Annotated in this window: 14 protein-coding genes and 1 riboswitch; of the genes, 8 read left to right on the top strand and 6 right to left on the bottom strand. The window is 70.6% G+C overall.

What is annotated here, in order from left to right; genetic code table 11:
* Positions 1–92 precede the first annotated feature (92 nt).
* The 4 genes from ACIRDU_RS12570 to ACIRDU_RS12585 all read left to right on the top strand — a co-directional run bounded on the left by ACIRDU_RS12570 (position 93) and on the right by ACIRDU_RS12585 (position 4506).
* Complete coding sequence (locus ACIRDU_RS12570; RefSeq protein WP_403577755.1) at positions 93–1850, top strand: SDR family oxidoreductase; 1758 nt, start codon at positions 93–95, stop codon at positions 1848–1850.
* Between the two features lie 144 nt (positions 1851–1994).
* The gene (locus ACIRDU_RS12575; RefSeq protein WP_403577758.1) at positions 1995–2543 is read left to right on the top strand and encodes an RNA 2'-phosphotransferase; all 549 of its coding nucleotides are present in this window, start codon (positions 1995–1997) and stop codon (positions 2541–2543) included.
* A gap of 83 nt (positions 2544–2626) precedes the next feature.
* Positions 2627–3529, top strand: a complete 903-nt coding sequence (locus ACIRDU_RS12580; protein WP_403577760.1) for an LLM class flavin-dependent oxidoreductase — start codon at positions 2627–2629, stop codon at positions 3527–3529.
* Between the two features lie 89 nt (positions 3530–3618).
* A complete protein-coding gene (locus tag ACIRDU_RS12585; protein WP_403578979.1) occupies positions 3619–4506 on the top strand; it encodes a Cof-type HAD-IIB family hydrolase in 888 nt (295 codons plus the stop codon).
* A 19-nt stretch (positions 4507–4525) separates the two neighbouring features.
* On the opposite strand, the gene ACIRDU_RS12590 is transcribed toward ACIRDU_RS12585, so the two are convergent.
* The 4 genes from ACIRDU_RS12590 to ACIRDU_RS12605 form a co-directional block, all read right to left on the bottom strand.
* Positions 4526–5593: a M23 family metallopeptidase gene (locus ACIRDU_RS12590; protein ID WP_403577763.1), complete on the bottom strand. Its 1068-nt coding sequence runs from the start codon at positions 5591–5593 to the stop codon at positions 4526–4528.
* Between the two features lie 101 nt (positions 5594–5694).
* Positions 5695–9183, bottom strand: a complete 3489-nt coding sequence (gene cydD, locus ACIRDU_RS12595) for a thiol reductant ABC exporter subunit CydD (protein ID WP_403577764.1) — start codon at positions 9181–9183, stop codon at positions 5695–5697.
* 12 nt (positions 9184–9195) lie between these two features.
* Entirely contained in the window at positions 9196–10200 is a 1005-nt protein-coding gene (cydB, locus tag ACIRDU_RS12600) for a cytochrome d ubiquinol oxidase subunit II (RefSeq protein ID WP_403577767.1), read from the bottom strand.
* Between the two features lie 20 nt (positions 10201–10220).
* Positions 10221–11729 carry a cytochrome ubiquinol oxidase subunit I gene (locus ACIRDU_RS12605; protein ID WP_403577770.1) on the bottom strand — a complete coding sequence of 503 codons (1509 nt, stop codon included), beginning with the start codon at positions 11727–11729 and terminating at the stop codon, positions 10221–10223.
* 149 nt (positions 11730–11878) lie between these two features.
* Between ACIRDU_RS12605 and ACIRDU_RS12610 the strand changes: the two genes are divergently transcribed.
* The gene (locus ACIRDU_RS12610; RefSeq protein ID WP_403577772.1) at positions 11879–12271 is read left to right on the top strand and encodes a cyclophilin-like fold protein; all 393 of its coding nucleotides are present in this window, start codon (positions 11879–11881) and stop codon (positions 12269–12271) included.
* 16 nt (positions 12272–12287) lie between these two features.
* Here ACIRDU_RS12610 and hisC read toward each other — a convergent pair whose 3' ends face one another.
* Positions 12288–13367: a histidinol-phosphate transaminase gene (hisC, locus tag ACIRDU_RS12615; protein ID WP_403577775.1), complete on the bottom strand. Its 1080-nt coding sequence runs from the start codon at positions 13365–13367 to the stop codon at positions 12288–12290.
* 431 nt (positions 13368–13798) lie between these two features.
* On the opposite strand from hisC, the gene ACIRDU_RS12620 reads away from it, so the two are divergent.
* The 3 genes from ACIRDU_RS12620 to ACIRDU_RS12630 all read left to right on the top strand — a co-directional run bounded on the left by ACIRDU_RS12620 (position 13799) and on the right by ACIRDU_RS12630 (position 17341).
* Positions 13799–14911: a LacI family DNA-binding transcriptional regulator gene (locus tag ACIRDU_RS12620; RefSeq protein WP_403577778.1), complete on the top strand. Its 1113-nt coding sequence runs from the start codon at positions 13799–13801 to the stop codon at positions 14909–14911.
* Between the two features lie 291 nt (positions 14912–15202).
* Positions 15203–16294 (top strand): metallophosphoesterase, encoded by a 1092-nt coding sequence (locus tag ACIRDU_RS12625; RefSeq protein ID WP_403577780.1) that lies wholly within the window; start codon positions 15203–15205, stop codon positions 16292–16294.
* 183 nt (positions 16295–16477) lie between these two features.
* Entirely contained in the window at positions 16478–17341 is an 864-nt protein-coding gene (locus tag ACIRDU_RS12630) for a hypothetical protein (protein ID WP_403577782.1), read from the top strand.
* Positions 17342–17416: 75 nt separating this feature from the next.
* Here the strand turns inward: ACIRDU_RS12630 and thiC are convergent, their stop codons facing one another.
* Complete coding sequence (gene thiC, locus ACIRDU_RS12635; protein ID WP_403577784.1) at positions 17417–19201, bottom strand: phosphomethylpyrimidine synthase ThiC; 1785 nt, start codon at positions 19199–19201, stop codon at positions 17417–17419.
* Positions 19194–19383: riboswitch (TPP riboswitch) on the bottom strand. Its footprint overlaps the gene before it by 8 nt.
* Between the last annotated feature and the right edge of the window lie 583 nt (positions 19384–19966).

The following is a 19966-nucleotide window of genomic DNA, read 5'->3' on the forward strand; positions in this document are numbered from 1 at the left end:
ATTACGGGCCCCTAGGGGAGCTGGTTCTTGAGAGTTACCACGGCCGGGAGGCCCCTATTGACGAACTCTCTAACAACTGCCAGATTCGCCGGATGACGTTGCTGACGGGCGCGCGGGAGCGCAGGGTGCGGACCGGCGAGGTCGAGCTGTGCGTGGCCGAGCTGGGTGATGCGGGGCGGCCGACGGTCGTCCTGGTGCACGGCTACCCCGACAGCAAAGAGGTGTGGTCCGAGGTCGCCGAGCGGCTCGCCGGGCGCTTCCACGTCGTGGCCTACGACGTCCGCGGCCACGGCCGGTCGACGGCGCCGCGGCCGCTGCGGGGCGGGTTCACGCTGGAGAAGCTGACGGACGACTTCCTGGCCGTCGCGGACGCGGTGAGTCCGGACGAGCCGGTGCACCTGGTGGGGCACGACTGGGGTTCGGTGCAGGCCTGGGAGTTCACCACCGTCCCGCGCACCGAGGGCCGCATCGCCTCCTTCACGTCGATCTCCGGGCCGTCGCTGGACCACTTCGGCCACTGGATCGACAAGCGCGTGAAGCGGCCCACCCCGCGCCGGGTCGGCCAGCTCCTCGGGCAGGGCGCCCGGTCGTGGTACGTGTACCTGCTGCAGACGCCCGGGCTGCCCGAGCTGGCCTGGCGCGGCCCGCTCGGCAGGCGCTGGCCCCGGGTCCTGGAGCGCGTGGAGAAGGTGCCCCGGGGCGGCTACCCCACCTCGTCCCTGCCGTCGGACGCGGCACACGGGGCCTGGCTGTACCGGGACAACGTACGACCCCGGCTGCGCAGGCCCCGTCCGGACGCGTACGCCCACGCGCCCGTGCAGATCATCACGCCACTGCAGGACCGGTTCCTCTCGGAGCGGCTCCACGATGAACTGGATCACTGGGTTCCGCAGTTGACCCGCAGGACGATCCAGGCGGGGCACTGGATCCCGCGCACCCGCCCGGACCAGCTGGCCTCCTGGATCGACGAGTTCGTGACGTCCGTCGAGAGCGGCCGGTCCCCGGTGACGGCGAGCGGCGAGCACGCCGAGCGGTTCGGCGGACAGCTCGTGCTGGTCACCGGGGCGGGCAGCGGCATCGGACGGGCGACGGCGCTCGCGTTCGCCGAGGCCGGCGCGCGTGTGGTGGCCGTCGACCGGAACGCGGAGGCCGCGGCCCGCACCGCCGAGTCGTCCCGCCGGCTCGGCGCCCCCGACGCCTGGGCGGAGACGGTCGACGTCTCCGACGAGCAGGCCATGGAGAAGCTCGCCGAGAAGGTCACCGCCGAGTACGGAGTGGTGGACGTTCTCGTGAACAACGCCGGGATCGGGTTGTCCGGTTCCTTCTTCGACACCACGCCGGAGGACTGGAAGAAGGTCCTCGACGTGAACCTGTGGGGCGTCATCCACGGCTGCCGGCTCTTCGGCCGCCGGATGGCCGAGCGCGGGCAGGGCGGTCACATCGTCAATGTGGCGTCGGCCGCGGCGTACCAGCCGTCCCGGGCCCTGCCCGCTTACAGCACCTCCAAGGCGGCCGTGCTGATGCTCAGCGAGTGCCTGCGGGCGGAGCTCGCCAAGCAGAGGATCGGTGTGACGGCGGTCTGCCCCGGTTTCGTCAACACGGCCATCACGTCGACAGCGCACTTCGCCGGGGTCGACGCTCGTGAGGAGAAGCGGTTGCAGAAGCGCACCGCCCGTCTGTACGGGCTGCGCAACTACTCGCCGGAGAAGGTCGCCCGCGCCATCCTGCGTGCGGTGACGCGCAATGAGGCGGTCGTGCCGGTGACCCCGGAGGCGCGGATTGCGCGTTGGCTCTCGCGGTGGGCACCGGGGGCACTGCGGAGGATCGCGCGGGTGAAGCCTCCGGTATGAAACCGGGGACCCAAACCCCTGAGCCGAGGGCCAGTTGTCCACAGAACCACCAATTCCCCTGTGGATAACCATACTTGGCTGTGGATCAAACCTCTGCGGTGAAACCCGATCGCATGATTCACGTCTCTGTCGCACTCTGATGGGATGGACGAAAGACGCACCGTGAAGGTGTCGAAGTATCTGTCGAAGCATCTGCGCCACCAACCGGAACGCATCGGGCTGACGCTCGACGAAGGGGGCTGGGTGGAGATCGACACGTTGATCGCGGCGGCCGCCGCCCACGGCTTCCGGTTCACCCGCGACGAACTGGACCATGTCGTCGTCACCAACGACAAGCGGCGTTTCGCCGTCGAGGGGACCCGGATCCGCGCCAGCCAGGGCCACAGCGTGGAGGTCGACCTGGGACTGGCGCCGGCCACTCCGCCCGCGCACCTCTACCACGGCACCGTCGCCCCCTACCTGGATGCGATCCGGTCCGAGGGGCTCCGGCCCATGAACCGGCACGCTGTGCATCTCTCACCCGACCGCGAGACGGCGACCCGTGTCGGATCCCGCCGGGGTCGGCCGGTCGTCCTCGACGTGGACGCGGCGGCCATGCACGCCGACGGCCACGTCTTCCACGTCAGTGCGAACGGGGTGTGGCTCACCGACGCCGTACCGCCGCGCTATCTGCGCTTTCCCGGACATCACTGATCTCGCGGTGTGACCGGACACTCAGGGTGACTGGTTTCACGTGAAACACGGGCGGCCCGCAGGACTCCCTTAGGCTCGGTGCCATGAGTCTGCGTCTGAGCACTGTGATCCTCCCGTACCGCCGCTGGCACGAAGGCGGCCGCGCGGCATGGACGCGCGCCGAGCAGCTCGGCTTCCACACCGCGTACACCTACGACCACCTGTCCTGGCGCACCTTCCGGGACGGCCCGTGGTTCGGTGCCGTGCCGACCCTCACGGCCGCCGCGAGCGCCACCGACCGGTTGCGGCTGGGCACCTTGGTGACCTCGCCGAACTTCCGGCACCCGGTGACCCTCGCCAAGGAGCTGATCTCTCTCGACGACATCTCCGGCGGGCGGGTCACGCTGGGCATCGGTGCGGGGGGCTCCGGCTTCGACGCCACCGCGCTCGGCCAGGAGCCCTGGACCCCGCGCGAGCGCGCCGACCGCCTCGCCGAGTTCGTCCCACTGCTCGACCGTCTGCTCAGCGAAGACGCCGTGTCGTACGAGGGCGACTACTACTCGGCCCACGAGGCGCGGAACATCCCGGGCTGTGTGCAGCGCCCCAGGCTGCCGTTCGCGGTGGCCGCGACCGGGCCGCGCGGGATGCGGCTCGCCGCCCGGTTCGGCCAGGCGTGGGTGACCACCGGCGACCCGAAGCTGTTCGAGAACGGCACGCCTGAACAGTCGATTCAGGCCATTCGGGGGCAGGCGGAGAGGCTCGACGACATCTGCGCCGAGGCCGGCCGGGACATGACGGATCTCGACCGGGTCCTGCTCACCGGATTCACACCGGACCGCAGCGGCCCGCTCCAGTCCCTGAACGCGTTCGTGGACTTCGCCGGACGGCATGCGGAGCTGGGCTTCACGGAGATCGTGATCCACTGGCCGATTCCGGACTCGCCGTTCGCGGCGGACGAGAAGGTCTTCGAGCAGATCGCGATGGAGGCGGCCGCGCAGTTGCGCTGAGCGTGGAGCGTGGCCGGGCGGGCCGAGGAGTCCCTGGTGAGGACGGTATCCACTCACCTGTGCGGAGCTCCGCACGCCCGTGCAGGCATGTGCGGGACAATGGCCGGGTGACCTCAGCGACCCGACAGCCCGAGACCGCGGCCGAGACCCTCCCGCCGCGGCTGATCGCCACCGACCTCGACGGCACCCTGCTGCGCGACGACAAGTCGGTGTCCCCGCGTACGGTCGCCGCGCTGGCCGCCGCCGAGAAGGCGGGCATCGAGGTCTTCTTCGTCACAGGCCGCCCGGCCCGCTGGATGGACGTCGTCAGTGACCACGTGCACGGCCACGGCCTTGCGATCTGCGGCAACGGTGCCGCCGTGGTCGACCTGCACGGCGGCCCCGGCGCCCACCGGTTCGTGAAGGTGCGGGAGCTGGCACGGGACAACGCCCTGGACGCCGTGCGGCTGCTGCGCGACGCGGCGCCGGGCACGGTGTACGCGGTGGAGCAGACGTACGGCTTCTACCAGGAGCCGGCGTACCCGAAGCTGCACATGGAGATACCGGACAGCCTCGCCCCGGCCGAGGAGCTGCTGGGCCCGGACCACCGGGCCGCCGGCGAGCCGGTGCTGAAGATCCTCGCCTACCACCCCGAGATCGACCCCGACGCCTTCCTGACCCTGGCCCGCCTCGCCATCGGCGAGCGTGCCAACGTCACCCGCTCCAGCCCCAGCGCCCTGCTCGAGATCAGCGGCCCGGGGGTGTCGAAGGCCAGCACCCTCGCCCTGTGCTGCGCCGAGCGCGGCATCTCGCACGAGCAGGTCGTCGCCTTCGGTGACATGCCCAACGACGTGGAGATGCTGACCTGGGCGGGCCGGTCCTACGCGATGGGCAACGCCCACCCGGACGTGATCGCCGCAGCCTCGGGCCGGACGGTCGCCAACAACGAGGACGGGGTCGCGGTCGTGATCGAGCAGTTGCTGGCCGAACTGCCGTAGCCGCCGGGGCCGGGGTGTCTCAGAGGGACACCCCGCGGCTCGCCAGCCACGACACCGGGTTCACTGCCGATCCCGACTCCGGTGTGACCCGGGCCTCGAAGTGCAGGTGCGGCCCGGTGGAGTTGCCCGTGGTGCCCGACTGGCCGATCCACTGGCCGGGGCCCACGTGCTCCCCCTGGTCGACCGCGACGGAAGCGAGATGGGCGTACTGCGTGTAGTAGCCGCCCGCGTGCTCCAGCACGATCTCGATGCCGAAGGGACCGCCGCAGGACACCCTCACCACCCGCCCGGTACCCACGGCCCGCACCGGCGTGCCGATCGGCACCGCGAAGTCCTGCCCGGTGTGCCGGTTCGACCAGCGCTGACCACCACTGCCGTAGGACGCGGACAGCTCGTACGTCTCGACCGGCGCGACCCACTCACCCGCCGTGAACCCCGTCTCCGGCTGATCGAGCCGGACCGCCCCGCGGCACGCCCCGGCGGCGACCGCGGCGTCCGCCTGTCCCTGGAGCCGCGAGCGGGCCGTCTCCAGCTTCTGCTCGATGGCCGCCTTCAGACCGGCGAGTTGGGTGTTGCGCCTCTCCAGCGCCTGCCACCGGTCCGCGGCCCTGGCCTCGTCCGCCGCGAGCCGTGCCTCGGCGCGCTGGTTCTTGGAGATCGCGTTGTTCACGGCGAGATCCGCCTGGGAGAAGGCGTGCTGACCTCGCATCAGGCTGTCGGGGCTGTCGGCGAGGATCATCTGCGCCGCCACCGGCAGGCCGCCGCTGCTGCGGTACTGGGCCCGGGCGATGCGGCCCAGGTCCTCGTGCAGGGCGGCGATGTGCCGCCGCTGCGCGTCCAGGAGTGCTTCCGCCCGCTCGGCTTCGGCCCGCTGCGCCTCGGCCTCCCTGCGGCCGTCCTCGTACTGCTGCGTCGCCACCGCGGCCTCCTCGTACAGCCGCGCCACCTCGGCACTGAGACCCGTGTCCGCGCCGGTCCCGGTGCCGCTCCCGGGTTCCTTGTGCGCCGTCGTCGGCCGGGCCGCGAGCACGGCCAGCGCGCACAGCAGGACCATGACGAGCAGCCGACAGCGGCGATATGAACGCATGTCAGCGATCGTCGCCCAGTCCTGCCGACTCGGTCCTGTTCACCTCGTACGGCTGGGGGACCGGCTGGGCCGAACGGCCCAGTGCACGCCGTTCCCGGCCGCTACCGCGCTTCCACCAGCGACTCGGACGCCGCCTCCCGCTCCGCCATCCCCCGCAACGGCCCGTCCACGGCCACCAGCTCCGCGTACGGCCCGCGCTGCACCACCCGCCCCCGGTCCAGCACGATCACCTCGTCGACCGCTTCGAGGCCCGCCAGCCGGTGCGTGATGAGCAGCGTCGTACGGCCCTCGGTGGCCGCCAGGAGATCGGCGGTGAGTGCGTCGGCGGTCGGCAGGTCGAGGTGCTCGGCGGGCTCGTCGAGCACCAGGACGGGGAAGTCGGCGAGGAGTGCCCGGGCCAGCGCCAGCCGCTGCCGCTGGCCTCCGGACAGCCGTGCTCCGTGCTCGCCGACGAGCGTGTCGAGACCGTCGGGCAGGCTGTCGGCCCAGTCCAGCAGCCGGGCCCGGCCCAGAACGGCGCGCAGCCGGTCCTCGGTGGCGTCCTTCCTGGCCAGGAGCAGGTTCTCGCGCAGCGAGCTGTCGAAGAGGTGCGCGTCCTGCGCACACAGCCCGACGAGCCCCCGTACGTCGTCACTGTGGAGCGCGTACGCGTCGACGCCCGCCAGCGTGTACGTGCCCGCGTCCGTGTCGAGGAACCGCAGCAGCACCTGCGCCAGCGTCGTCTTGCCGGAGCCGGAGGGTCCGACCACGGCGATCCGGCGGCCCCGCTCGAGGGTCAGGTCGAACCCGGCGAGGGCGTCCCGGTCCTGCCCGGCGTGCCGGGCGGTCAGCCCTGCGACCACGAGGGGGAACGGCGACGCGGGCGCCTGCCGGGGCCGCTCCGGCTCCCGCACCGGCTCCGGGGCGTCCAGCACCTCGTACACCCGCTCCGCGCTCCGCCGCACCCGCTGCCGGTACTGCACGGCGAGCGGCAGCCCGAGCACGGCCTCGAAGGCGGCGAGCGGGGTGAGGACGACGACAGCCATGGTCACACCGTCGAGGCGCCCGGCGGCGACCGCCTGCGCGCCGGCCAGGGCGGCGGCCGTGACGGTCAGGCCGGAGATCAGCGCGGTGAGACCGTCGCCGAGGGCCGTGGCGGTGGCGGCACGCGAGGCGATCCGGGTGAGCACCCCGTCGGCTTCGCGGGCCTGGGCGGTCCGCGCGGGCAGGGCACCGGCGACGGTCAGCTCCGCGGTGCCGGTGAGCAGATCGGCCACGCGCGTCGCGAGCGCCCCGCGGGCGGGCGCCAGCCTGTGTTCGGCCCGCCGTGCCACCGCGCCGGTGATCAGCGGCACGCCGACCCCGGCCGCCAGGAGGCCGGCCGCGAGCACCGCCCCGGCCTCGGGCAGCAGCCATGCCGTGAAGCCGACCGACGCGGCCGACACGACGACGGCCGCCCCCGCCGGCAGCAGCCACCGCAGCCAGTAGTCCTGGAGCGCGTCCACGTCCGCGACCAGCCGGGAGAGCAGATCGCCCCGGCGTGCCCGGTGCAGCCCGGCCGGCGCCAGCCGCTCCAGCCTGCGGAACACCGCGACCCGGGTGTCCGCCAGCATCCGCAGCACCGCGTCGTGCGACACCAGCCGCTCGGCGTAGCGGAAGACGGCCCGCCCGATCCCGAACGCGCGCGTCGCCGTGACGGCCATCATCAGATACAACACGGGCGGCTGCTGCGAGGCACGCGAGATCAGCCAGCCGGAGGTGGCCATGAGTCCCACGGCACTTCCCAGTGCGGCACTCCCGAGCAGCAGCGCCAGTACCAGGCGTCCGCGCCGGGCCCCGGACATGGCGCGCACGCGCGCGAGGACCCCGCCGTGAGCCGACTTCTCGACGGACTCGGCCGGGGTGAGCGGCTCGACCTCGACGGACCGCGGTTCGGTCCCCCGGGCCAGGGCGGACGCCACAGGCAAGGCAGCGGTGGTCCGGGGCTCCGCCAGCCGCACCACCCGGTCGGCAACCTCCAGCAGCGCCGGCCGGTGCACCACCAGCAGCACCGTCCGGCCGGCCGCGAGGCGCCGCACCGCCGCCACGACCTCCGCTTCGGTGGCGCCGTCCAGCGCCGCCGTCGGCTCATCGAGCAGCAGCACGGGCCGGTCCGCGAGGAACGCCCGGGCCAGCGCGAGCCGTTGCCGCTGCCCGGCGGACAGACCGGCGCCGTCCTCGCCGAGCACGGTGTCCACGCCCCCGGGCAGCGCGTCGACGAACTCCAGCGCACCGGCGTCCCGCAGGGCCCGCCGTACGGCGTCGCCGTCGGCGTCGGGCCGCGCCAGCCGTACGTTCTCGGCGATCGTCCCGGCGTACAGATGCGGCCGCTGGGGCACCCATGCGATCCGGGATCGCCACTGCTCCAGGTCGGCGTCGGCGAGGTCGGCTCCCCCGACCCGCACCCGCCCCTCGGCCGGTCGCACGAACCCCAGCAGGACGCTCAGCAGCGTCGACTTGCCGGCGCCGCTCGGCCCGACCAGTGCGACCGTCTCCCCGGGCTCGACGATGAAGGACACGTCCGAGACGGCGTCCGCCGACCGCCCCGGGTACCGCACGGTCACGCCCTCGAAGGACAGCGCACCCTCCGGCACGGTCCCGGAGCCGGACGCCGGGACGGGCGTCTCCAGGACGTCGAAGATCTCCTCGGCCGCGGCGAGTCCCTCCGCCGCCGCGTGGTACTGCGCCCCGACCTGCCGCAACGGCAGATACGCCTCGGGCGCGAGGATCAGAATGACCAGGCCGATGTACAGGTCCATCTCCCCGTGCACCAGCCGCATGCCGATCGTCACGGCGACCAGAGCCACCGAGATCGTGGCGAGCAGCTCCAGCGCGAACGAGGAGATGAAGGCGATCCGCAGCGTCCGCATGGTCGCCCGCCGGTACTCGTCGGTGATCCGACGGATCGACTCGGCCTGCGCCTTGGCCCGCCCGAACACCTTCAGGGTCGGCAGTCCCGCGACCACGTCCAGAAAGTGCCCGGACAGCCGCGACAGCAGCCGCCACTGACGGTCCATCCGGGATTGGGTGGCCCAGCCGATCAGCACCATGAAGACCGGGATGAGCGGCAGGGTGCCCACGATGATGGCCGCGGAGACCCAGTCCTCGGTGACGATCCTCGCCAGTACCGCCACCGGCACGACCACCGCGAGACCCAACTGCGGCAGGTATCGCGAGAAGTAGTCGTCGAGGGCGTCCACGCCCCGGGTGGCGAGGGCGACCAGCGAACCGGTCCGCTGCCCGCTCAGCCAGCCCGGCCCGAGCTCAGCGGAACGCTCCAGCAGCCGCCCCCGCAGCTCGGACTTCACCGCCGCGCTCGCCCGGTGCGCGGCAAGCTCGGTGAACCAGCCGATCAGTGCCCGGCCGGCCGCGACGGCGGCCAGCAGCAACAGGGGAGTCCCGAGTTCGGACACCGCCATGCGGTGCTGGAAGGCGCCGACCACCACCTCGGCGATGAGCATCGCCTGCGCGATGACCAGCCCCGCGCCCACCGCCCCCAGCGCGACGACCGCCACCAGGAAGACCCGGGTGGCACGGGCGTACCGGAGCAGTCGCGGATCGATTGGTTTCACGTGAAACACACCTCAGTGCACGGTCTCGGCGATGTGCTGCGTACCGATCCGCTTGCGGAACACCCAGTACGTCCAGCCCTGGTAGAGCAGGACGACCGGGGTGGCGATCCCGGCACACCACGTCATGATCTTCAGCGTGTACGGGCTGGACGAGGCGTTGGTGACCGTCAGGCTCCAGTCCGGGTTCAGCGTCGACGGCATGACGTTCGGGAACAGCGTCAGGAAGAGCATCGCCACCGTGGCCACGATGGTGAGCCCCGACAGGGCGAACGCCCAGCCCTCACGCCCGGCCCGTGCCGCGCCCAGGGCCACGAGCAGCGACGCCACGGCCACGACCAACGCGACGAGCGACGGACCGTCACCTCGGTCGGCCTGCGTCCACAGCAGGAAGGCGAGCGCCAGCAGGGCGGTCACCAGTCCGACCCGCAGCGCCAGCTTCCGCGCCCGCTCCCGGATCTCCCCGACGGTCTTGAGCCCGACGAACACCGTCCCGTGGAAGGTGAACAGCGCCAGCGTGACCAGACCGCCCAGCAGCGCGTACGGGTTCAGCAGGTCCAGGACGCCGCCGGCGTAGTTGAAGTCCTGGTCGATCTTCACGCCCCGCACGATGTTGCCGAAGGCCACACCCCACAGGAACGCGGGCAGCAGCGAGGCCCAGAAGATGGCCGTCTCCCAGTTGCGCTGCCAGTTCTCCTCGGGCCGCTTCACGCGGTATTCGAAGGCCACTCCCCGGACGATCAGGCAGACCAGGATGAGCAGCAGGGGCAGGTAGAAGCCGGAGAAGAGCGTGGCGTACCACTCGGGGAAGGCGGCGAAGGTCGCGCCGGCCGCCGAGAGCAGCCACACCTCGTTGCCGTCCCAGACGGGGCCGATGGTGTTGATCAGCACCCGCTTCTCGGGCCGGTTGCGGGCCAGCAGCTTCGTGAGCACGCCGACCCCGAAGTCGAAGCCCTCCAGGAAGAAGTAGCCGGTCCACAGGACGGCGATCAGGACGAACCAGACGTCGTGCAGTTCCATGACTGTGCAGCTCCCTCGGCCTAGTACGAGAAGGCCATCGGCTTGTCGGCGTCACGGGAGTCGCCGCCGATCTTCGTGGGCGGGTTGAGGTCGGCCTCGGTGAGCTCCGGCGGGCCCGCCTTGACGTACTTGACCAGCAGTTTGACCTCGACGACGGCGAGGATCGCGTACAGCGTGGTGAAGACGACCATCGAGGTGATGACCTCGGCCTGGGAGACACCGGGGGAGACCGCGTCACGCGTCTGGAACAGGCCGTAGACGACCCAGGGCTGGCGGCCCATCTCGGTGAAGATCCAGCCCCAGGAGCTGGCGATCAGCGGGAAGCCCAGGGTGAGGATCGCCATGCGCCAGTACCACTTGGTGAGGGTCGGGCCGAGCGCCTTCTTCGGCAGCAGCACGAGATGCGGCACCTCGTCGTCGCCCACCCTCAGGTGCTGCGGCAGCATGAACTTCTTGCGGGTCAGCCACAGCCCGGCCAGGCCGATGGCGAACGACGTCATGCCGAAGCCGATCATCCACCGGAAGCCCCAGTAGGCGACGGGGATGTTGGGCCGGTAGTCGCCGGGCCCGTACTTCGCCTGTTCGGCCTTGTTGACGTCGTTGATGCCGGGCACGTACGAGGTGAAGTCGTCCTTCGCGAGGAAGGACAGCAGACCGGGGATCTCGATGGCGACCTTGTTGTGGCCCTTGTCGACGTCACCGATGGCGAAGACCGAGAAGGGGGCCGGCTTCTCGCCGTCCCACAGCGCCTCGGCCGCGGCCATCTTCATCGGCTGCTGCTGGTACATGATCTTGCCGAGCACGTCGCCGCTGATCGCGGTGAGGAGACCGCCGATGACGACGGTGACGAGGCCCAGGCGCAGCGAGGTCTTCATCACCGGAACGTGCTTCTTGCGGACCAGGTGGAAGGCGGCGATGCCGACCATGAAGGCGCCGCCGGTCAGGAAGGCCGCGGTGAGCGTGTGGAAGACCTGGGCGAGCGCGGTGTTCTGGGTGAGCACCAGCCAGAAGTCGGTGAGCTCGGCGCGGCCCTTGGCCTCGTTGATCCGGTAGCCGACCGGGTGCTGCATCCAGGAGTTGGCCGCGAGGATGAAGTACGCCGAGAGGATCGTGCCGATCGAGACCATCCATATGCAGGCCAGGTGGATCTTCTTGGGCAGCTTGTCCCAGCCGAAGATCCACAGGCCGATGAAGGTCGACTCGAAGAAGAAGGCGATCAGGGCCTCGAAGGCCAGCGGCGCCCCGAAGACGTCACCGACGAAGCGTGAGTAGTCCGACCAGTTCATGCCGAACTGGAACTCCTGCACGATGCCGGTGACCACACCCATCGCGATGTTGATCAGGAAGAGCTTGCCCCAGAACTTCGTGGCCCGGAGGTACTTTTCCTTCTCCGTCCGCACCCAGGCGGTCTGCAGACCGGCCGTGAGCGCGGCCAGCGAGATCGTCAGGGGGACGAACAGAAAGTGGTAGACGGTGGTGATGCCGAACTGCCATCGCGCCAGGGTCTCCGGCGCCAAAGCCAGGTCCACGTCGCCGCTCCTTACCTACGCTTGTGAAAGCGTTCACATTCACAAGCCATTATGCAGCACGGACTTTCGAGCCCTGGAGGGGGTCCCCTGTCTGCCCCGTCACACTCGACCCCTTGGCCGGAACTTCAACATATTGTTGAATCGACGGCATGCAGACACCGACATCGCGACAGATACGGATCTCATGGCCGGCGGGGCACCTCACCGCCACTCTCGACGACACCCCGACCAGCCAAGCCCTCGCCAAGGCACTGCCTCTCGTCTCCACCGCCCGCACCTGGGGCGAGGAGGTGTACTTCGACACCGGAGTGGCGGTTTCACGTGAAACAGGCGCCCGGGAGGTCGTCGAGCCGGGCACCGTCGCCTTCTGGACCGACGGCGACGCCCTCGCCCTCCCCTACGGGCCCACGCCGATCTCACAGGGCGACGAGTGCCGCCTCGCAAGCCCGTGCAATGTCCTGGGCCGCCTCGACGGCGACCCCGGACTGCTCGCGACGGTGCGGGACGGCGACCCCGTGCGCGTGGAACTCCTGGACGCCTGACCAGGCTCGCGGAGTCCTACAGCTCCTTGTGGAACCCTTCCGCCACCTTCAGGAAGATGTCGTTCGCCTCGGCCTCTCCGACCGTCACCCGCACACCCTCGCCCGGGAACGGCCGGATCACCACACCCGCCTGCTCACACGCCTCTGCGAACGGGACCGTACGCTCCCCCAGCCGCAACCACACGAAGTTGGCCTGGGTCTCGGGCACCGTCCAGCCCTGCGAGCGCAGCCCGTCGACCACCCGGGTGCGCTCACACACCAGCGAACCGACCCGGCCGAACAGTGCGTCCTCGGCCCGCAGTGAGGCGATCGCCGCCTCCTGTGCGAGCTGGCTCACGCCGAACGGCACCGCCGTCTTGCGCAGGGCCGCGGCCACCGGCTCGTGCGCCACGGCGAACCCGACGCGCAGGCCGGCGAGGCCGTACGCCTTGGAGAAGGTCCGCAGGACGCAGACGTTGGGCCTGTCCCGGTAGAGCTCGACGCCGTCCGGCACCTCGGGATCACGGATGAACTCGCGGTAGGCCTCGTCGAGGACCACCAGCACGTCACTCGGGACACGGTCGAGGAAGCGCTCCAGCTCCGCCCGCCGCACCACCGTGCCGGTCGGGTTGTTGGGGTTGCAGACGAAGATCAGCCGCGTCCGGTCGGTGATCGCGTCGGCCATCGCGTCGAGGTCGTGCACATCCCCGGGTGTCAGCGGCACCTGGACCGACGTCGCGCCGCTGATCTGCGTGATGATCGGATACGCCTCGAAGGACCGCCAGGCGTAGATCACCTCGTCGCCCGGGCCGGAGGTGGCCTGGATCAGCTGCTGGGCGACGCCGACCGAACCGGTGCCGGTGGCCAGGTGGGTGAGCGGCACGCCGAACCGCTCGGACAGCTCGTTCATCAGCGCCGTACAGGCCATGTCCGGGTAGCGGTTGAAGTTGCAGGCCGCCGCCGTCACGGTCTCCATCACACCCGGCAGCGGCGGATACGGGTTCTCGTTGGAGGACAGCTTGTAGGCCACCGGACCACCTGCCGCGGCGGGCTTGCCCGGCTTGTAGGTGGGGATCCCCTCCAGCTCGGCGCGCAGCTTGGGGCTCGTCTCGCTCACCGCAGTCCTCCTCGTGAAGACCGGCGGCCCATGACCGCCGCCGACATCCAATACTCCTCACCTTATGAGGATTCGGCGCCGCTGCGTATAGCCACGACCGAGCGGCCGGCCACGGCCTCCCCCGTCCCACCGGCATCAGGGGCATCGCCGCACCAAGGCGTACGAATCCGGGGGAGCGCCTCACATATATCTACGCGCCGGTGGTGCACGCCGTGGCGCGCATCCCCCGTGCAGGTGAGTTGAGACCTCTTCGCAACATCGGCCACTTGGCAGGCCCGTGTGCGCCACCACGTCACGTACTGCCATGGGAGGGCTCAACACCCTTTCTTTCGCAAGCAATTGGGGTTGAATGATCATGCAGAAACGTGCCTGTCAACGCGTGCATATGCGTCCGCACTACCCCACCGCATGAGCCCTACTATCGGCTCGCCATGACAGCAGCAGGGAAGCACCAGGTGAGCCGCGCGGAAACCTCACGGCGAGGCAGTCGGCCGGGTCGGGCCGGTATCAGAGACGTGGCCGCCGCCGCCGGGGTCTCGATCACGACCGTCTCCGACGCCCTCAACGGCAAGGGTCGGCTCCCGGACGCCACCCGGCGCCACGTCCGGGAAGTCGCCGACCGGCTGGGCTACCGGCCCTCGGCCGCCGCCCGGACCCTCCGTACCGGCAAGTCGGGCCTCATCGGCCTGACCGTGACCACATACGGGGATGAACCTTTCACCTTCACCGAGTTCGCGTACTTCGCCGAGATGGCGCGGGCCGCCACCTCCGCCGCGCTCGCCCGCGGCTACGCCCTCGTCATCCTGCCCGCGACCTCCCGCCACGACGTGTGGTCGAACGTCGCCCTGGACGGCACGGTCGTCATCGACCCCTCCGACCAGGACCCGGTCGTCAGCGAGCTCGTCCGGCAGGGCCTGCCGGTCGTCTCCGACGGCCGCCCGGCCGGCTCGCTGCCGGTCACGGCCTGGGTGGACAACGACCACGAGGCCGCCGTCCTCGGCATCCTCGACCACCTGGCCGCCGCCGGCGCCCGCCGCATCGGCCTGCTGACCGGCACGACGACGGACACGTACACCCACCTGTCGACCACCGCGTACCTGCGCTGGTGCGAGCGCGTCGGCCAGGATCCGGTGTACGAGGCCTACCCGGCGCACGATCCGTGCGCGGGCGCCGTCGCCGCCGACCGGCTCCTCGCCCGGCCCGACCGGCCCGACGCGGTCTACGGGCTGTTCGACCCCAACGGCACCGACCTGCTCGCCGCCGCCCGCCGCTACGGCCTGCGGGTCCCCGACGACCTGCTGCTGGTCTGCTGCAGCGAGTCGACGGTGTACGCCAACACCGAGCCGCCCATCACCACGCTCTCCCTGAAGCCGCGCCGCATCGGCACGGCGGTGGTACAGCTCCTCATCGACGCCATCGAGGGAGTGGAATCCGACCGTCCGGTGAAGCAGGTGATACCGACGGAGCTGATCGTGCGCACCTCGTCACAGCGACGCCCGCCGCGCACGACGGTCAGCCCGCCGCGGTCACCCGAGCAGACGTAGATTTCGTAGCGGACGTCTCGCAGCGGGGTGCGGGGAGGTCGTGCTCCTGGGGAGAAACAGGGCCGGTCCCCCGGAGAGAAGGGATCGTTCTCGCGAAGAGAAGAAGAGCGAGGACGGTCACACGGTGGTCAAAGCCCGGCTCAATCGGGGCGAAAGCCGCGGTGAACTGGACCCTTGCTCTGATTCACCACCCCTGGGTCATCACATGGCGCGATCCGCATTCCTATGATGGGCCCACGACATCCGCGGGCCGCTACGACCAGGCAGTCCGATGCGGTGCAATGCGGCGCGATGGTGGAGGGGTCGATGACTCAGGGGGCCGGTCAGGGACCCGAGGTGGAGCGGACGGCGACGTTGCGCGACTTCCGGGTGCCCGCGTACGTCCACGAGACCGGTCCGTACGTCCACAGCGTTCACCCCGGCGAGGTCGCCCCGCCGCCCGAGGAGACCTACCCCGAGGGGTACACGCCGACCCAGCGCGACCTTCCCGTCGTCAATCGGGGTGACACTGTCCAGGTGACCGTGGACCCCGAGACCGCCGCCGTCCCGCAGACCAGCACCGGGCAGGGCCCGCTGTACGTCGTGGGTGACGTGCACGGCTACCTCGACCAGCTGGTGTCGGCCCTCCAGGAGAAGGGCCTGCTCGACGCCGCCGGCAACTGGTGCGCGGGCACCGCCCGGCTGTGGTTCCTCGGCGACTTCACCGACCGCGGCCCGGACGGCATCGGCGTCATCGACCTGGTGATGCGACTGTCCGCCGAGGCCGCCGCGGCCGGCGGCTACTGCAAGGCGCTCATGGGCAATCACGAGCTGCTGCTGCTGGGCGCGAAGCGGTTCGGCGACACCCCCGTCAACTCCGGTGCGGGCACCGCCACCTTCCAGGCGGCCTGGCTGCTCAACGGCGGCCAGAAGACCGACATGGACCGCCTCCAGGACCACCACCTGCAGTGGATGTCCCGCCTGGACGCCGTCGAGGAGGTCGACGGCCACCTGCTCGTCCACTCCGACACCACCGCCTACCTCGACTACGGCCGCTCCATCGAAGAGGTCAACGACACCGTCCGGGAGACGATCACCCGCAATGACGCGGACGAGGTCTGGGACCTGTTCCGCAAGTTCACCAAGCGGTTCTCCTTCCGCGACGAGGGCGGCGCGGACGCCGTGCGCTCCCTGCTCGATACGTACGGTGGCACCCGCATCGTTCACGGACACAGCCCGATTCCCTATCTGCTGGGCGAGGTCGGTGCCGAGGAGGACGAGGACAACAGCGACCCGGTCATCGAGGGACCGCACGTCTACGCCGACGGACTCGCCATCGCGATGGACGGCGGCGTGACCATGGCCGGAAAGCTGCTGGTCCAGCAACTGCCGCTGGATGCGTGAACGTTTACCGGGCAGGCGTTCCCGGTCGGAGGACCGGCCCGGTGACGGGTCAATTTCGGTAAACCCCCTGTCACCGCATACCGTCACCGCTCTACCATCGGCTTATCCGTAGCAGGCTCCCCTCCGTTTCTGCCCGACGGCTCGTCAGCATGCCGAGCCCCAAGCCCTACGGAGCATCGGGGGATGCACATGAACAGCGTTCCGCAGCACCTGCTGAGCGAGGACCGCCAGGAATACGAGCGGATCCTCGATGAGGCGCTGCGCTCCGCACCACACCGTCCCGAACTGGCCGCTGTCGGACAGCGGCTCAACCCCGAACAGCTGCGCACCATGGCGCTGAACGCCACCGCGCTCATCACGGCCGCCGCGTCGACCGAGTACCAGTACTACGTCAAGGTCCGCGACGAACTGCGTCAGCCGGCGTCGTCCGCCTCGACGGCCGTGCGCGAGTCCGGTTCCTCCGAGCCGGGTGCGGGCGCGTCGGGGCTCGCCGCCACCATGGGCGTCGCCGAGGCCACCGGCGCGGGCGCCGTCGCCGTCGTCGCCGTCCTCGCACCCGTCCTGGCCGGAACCGCGGCGGCGATCTTCCTGCTCGTCGGCTACATCCTGCAGATGCTCGACCCCGAGCAGGGATTCGCCCGGACCATGCTCACCACGGGCTGGGTGTTCGGCGCCGTGACCGCGGTGGCGATCCTTGTCGCCGCGGTGGGACTGCTGCTCACGGCCCTGCGGAACAAGCCCACGGCCGAAGGCGGGCCGTACGGCGAGCTGCTGGAGGAAGTGGCCCGGGCCAAGGAGGCCTGGCACGATGCGCTGCTGGAACGCGGCGTCCTGCCCTTCCTGCGGGAAGCACTCGTCGACCCCGGCGCGGCCGCCGCGCTGCACCCCACGCCCTCGTCCACGCCGGTCAGCCGCATGCCGCACCTCGGCTACGACCGCCCGGGGTTCACCAGCCCGGACGACGGCGACCGCGGCTCGCGCCCCAGCTTCAGCAGTCCGGACTACACCAGCCCGGACTTCGGAGGACCGGAGCATCAGCCGGAGTAGCCGTCGGATCCCGTCCGAGCAGGCACCTCCCACAGGCCGGGGGACCATCGGCCCCCGGGCCTGTGCGCGGCCGGGTCAGTCCGCGATGGGCAGGTACACACGGTTCCCGCTGGCCGCGAACTCCTTCGACTTCAGGGCCATGCCCTCCTCGATCTCGGTCCGGGTGCCGCCGTGTTCACGGCGGATGTCCTGTGAGATCTTCATGCTGCAGAACTTGGGACCGCACATCGAGCAGAAGTGAGCCGTCTTGGCCGGCTCGGCGGGCAGGGTCTCGTCGTGGAACTCCCGTGCCGTGTCCGGGTCGAGGGCCAGGTTGAACTGGTCCTCCCACCGGAACTCGAAACGGGCGTCGGAGAGGGCGTCGTCCCACTCCTGCGCACCCGGGTGTCCCTTGGCGAGGTCGGCTGCGTGGGCGGCGATCTTGTAGGTGATGACGCCGGTCTTGACGTCGTCACGGTTCGGCAGGCCCAGGTGCTCCTTGGGCGTCACGTAACACAGCATCGCCGTGCCCCACCAGGCGATCATCGCGGCGCCGATGCCGGAGGTGATGTGGTCGTACGCCGGGGCGACGTCCGTGGTCAGCGGGCCGAGCGTATAGAACGGAGCTTCATCGCAGATCTCCTGCTGAAGGTCGATGTTCTCCTTGATCTTGTGCATCGGGACGTGGCCCGGGCCCTCGATCATGGTCTGAACGTTGAAACGCTTCGCGATCCGGTTGAGTTCCCCGAGTGTGCGCAGCTCCGCGAACTGCGCCTCGTCGTTGGCGTCCGCGATCGAGCCGGGCCTGAGGCCGTCGCCGAGCGAGTACGTGACGTCGTACGCGGCGAGGATTTCGCAGAGCTCCTCGAAGTTCTCGTACAGGAACGACTCCTTGTGGTGCGCGAGGCACCAGGCGGCCATGATCGAACCGCCGCGGGAGACGATGCCGGTCTTGCGGTTCGCCGTCAGGGGCACGTACGCCAGACGCACGCCCGCGTGGACCGTCATGTAATCCACGCCCTGCTCGGCCTGTTCGATGACCGTGTCCTTGTAGATCTCCCAGGTCAGCTCTTCGGCCCGGCCGTCGACCTTCTCCAGGGCCTGGTAGAGCGGCACGGTGCCGATGGGGACGGGAGAGTTGCGCAGCACCCACTCGCGGGTGGTGTGGATGTTGCGGCCGGTGGACAGGTCCATGACCGTGTCGGCGCCCCAGCGGGTCGCCCAGGTCATCTTCTCCACCTCCTCCTCGATGGAGGACGTCACCGCCGAGTTGCCGATGTTGGCGTTGACCTTCACCAGGAACCGCTTGCCGATGATCATCGGCTCGATCTCCGGGTGGTTGACGTTGGCCGGCAGCACAGCCCGGCCGGCGGCGATCTCGTCGCGCACGACCTCGGGCGACACGTTCTCCCGGATGGCGACGTACTCCATCTCGGGCGTGATCTCGCCGCGGCGGGCGTACGCGAGTTGCGTGACCGCCTGTCCCTCCCTGCCGCGGCGCGGCTGGCGCGGCCGGCCGGGGAAGACCGCGTCCAGGTTGCGGAGACCGCCGCGGGGCGAGGTGTGCTTGATGCCGTCGTCCTCGGGGCGGACGGGGCGGCCCGCGTACTCCTCGGTGTCACCGCGGGCGATGATCCAGTTCTCGCGCAGCGGCGCCAGGCCCCTGCGGACGTCGGTGTCGACGAGTGGATCGGTGTACGGACCCGACGTGTCGTACAGCGTGATCGACTGGCCGTTGGTGAGGTGCACCTGACGGACCGGCACGCGCAGGTCGGGGCGGGTGCCCTCGACGTACGCCTTGTGCCAGCCGATGGACTTTCCGGCCTCCTCGGACTTCTCGTCCTGAACGGAGGCAGGCGTGCGTGCGTCCTTGCTGGTCATCAGACCTACTCCCTACGCCGGCATTACCCGGTAACAGGTTCGGCGGTCGACGCAGCGGTTTCCGTCCGGCGACGTTTCGTGTGAAACATCACTCGACTCCGGCGATGTTTCATGTGAAACATCGCTGGGACGGAGGTCAGCGCCCTCTCAGCCCGGTGCTCCGAGCTCCCGCGTGTACAAAAGGTGCCCCCACGCTAGCGGCAATTCTGGCGCGGTGAACAGAGGGCCCCCCTCGTTCTTGCGATGATCGGTCGGTGACCACGACGCAGCGTCCCCCCTACCCACCACCCGAGCCGCCCCGCGGATCCGGCGCCGGAAACGGCGACGGCCGTGGCAACGGCCATGGTTTCGCCACCGGGGCCGGGAGAGAGCCGACCAGGGGGCAGAGCCCTGCGCCCGGGTACGGGCGTGGCTCGGATTTCGCCCCCGGGGGCGGCGGCGAACGTGGTCCCGGCTCCGACAGCGAGTACGGCTCGGGTACCGGCGGAGAGTACCGCTCGGGCTCCGGCGGTGAGCGTGGTCCCGGCTCCGGCGGTGAGTACCGCTCGGGTACCGGCGGTGCATACGGTTCCCGTCCCAGCGGTGAGTACGGGCCGGGCTCCGGTGGCGGCCAGGGTGGCGGCTATTCCGGTGGCGGCCACGGCGGTCCCGTCGGGGGGCAGGGCCCCGGCCCCCGTGGCGGGCACGATTCAGGGTCGGGCGGAGGTGATGGGCACGGCCACGGTGGAGGCGACGGGCACGGTGGAGGCGACGGGCACGGTGGAG

Origin of the sequence: Streptomyces sp. NPDC093598 (assembly GCF_044764825.1) — a bacterium.
GTDB lineage: Bacteria > Actinomycetota > Actinomycetes > Streptomycetales > Streptomycetaceae > Streptomyces.

Bases quoted from the DNA above. Each gene is read 5' to 3' on its own strand.
- ACIRDU_RS12570 (WP_403577755.1), top strand. From the start codon at position 93: ATGACGTTGCTGACGGGCGCGCGGGAGCGCAGGGTGCGGACCGGCGAG.
- ACIRDU_RS12575 (WP_403577758.1), top strand. From the start codon at position 1,995: ATGGACGAAAGACGCACCGTGAAGGTGTCGAAGTATCTGTCGAAGCAT.
- ACIRDU_RS12580 (WP_403577760.1), top strand. From the start codon at position 2,627: ATGAGTCTGCGTCTGAGCACTGTGATCCTCCCGTACCGCCGCTGGCAC.
- ACIRDU_RS12590 (WP_403577763.1), bottom strand. From the start codon at position 5,593: ATGCGTTCATATCGCCGCTGTCGGCTGCTCGTCATGGTCCTGCTGTGC.
- cydB (WP_403577767.1), bottom strand. From the start codon at position 10,200: ATGGAACTGCACGACGTCTGGTTCGTCCTGATCGCCGTCCTGTGGACC.
- ACIRDU_RS12610 (WP_403577772.1), top strand. From the start codon at position 11,879: ATGCAGACACCGACATCGCGACAGATACGGATCTCATGGCCGGCGGGG.
- ACIRDU_RS12620 (WP_403577778.1), top strand. From the start codon at position 13,799: ATGACAGCAGCAGGGAAGCACCAGGTGAGCCGCGCGGAAACCTCACGG.
- ACIRDU_RS12625 (WP_403577780.1), top strand. From the start codon at position 15,203: ATGGTGGAGGGGTCGATGACTCAGGGGGCCGGTCAGGGACCCGAGGTG.
- ACIRDU_RS12630 (WP_403577782.1), top strand. From the start codon at position 16,478: ATGCACATGAACAGCGTTCCGCAGCACCTGCTGAGCGAGGACCGCCAG.
- thiC (WP_403577784.1), bottom strand. From the start codon at position 19,201: ATGACCAGCAAGGACGCACGCACGCCTGCCTCCGTTCAGGACGAGAAG.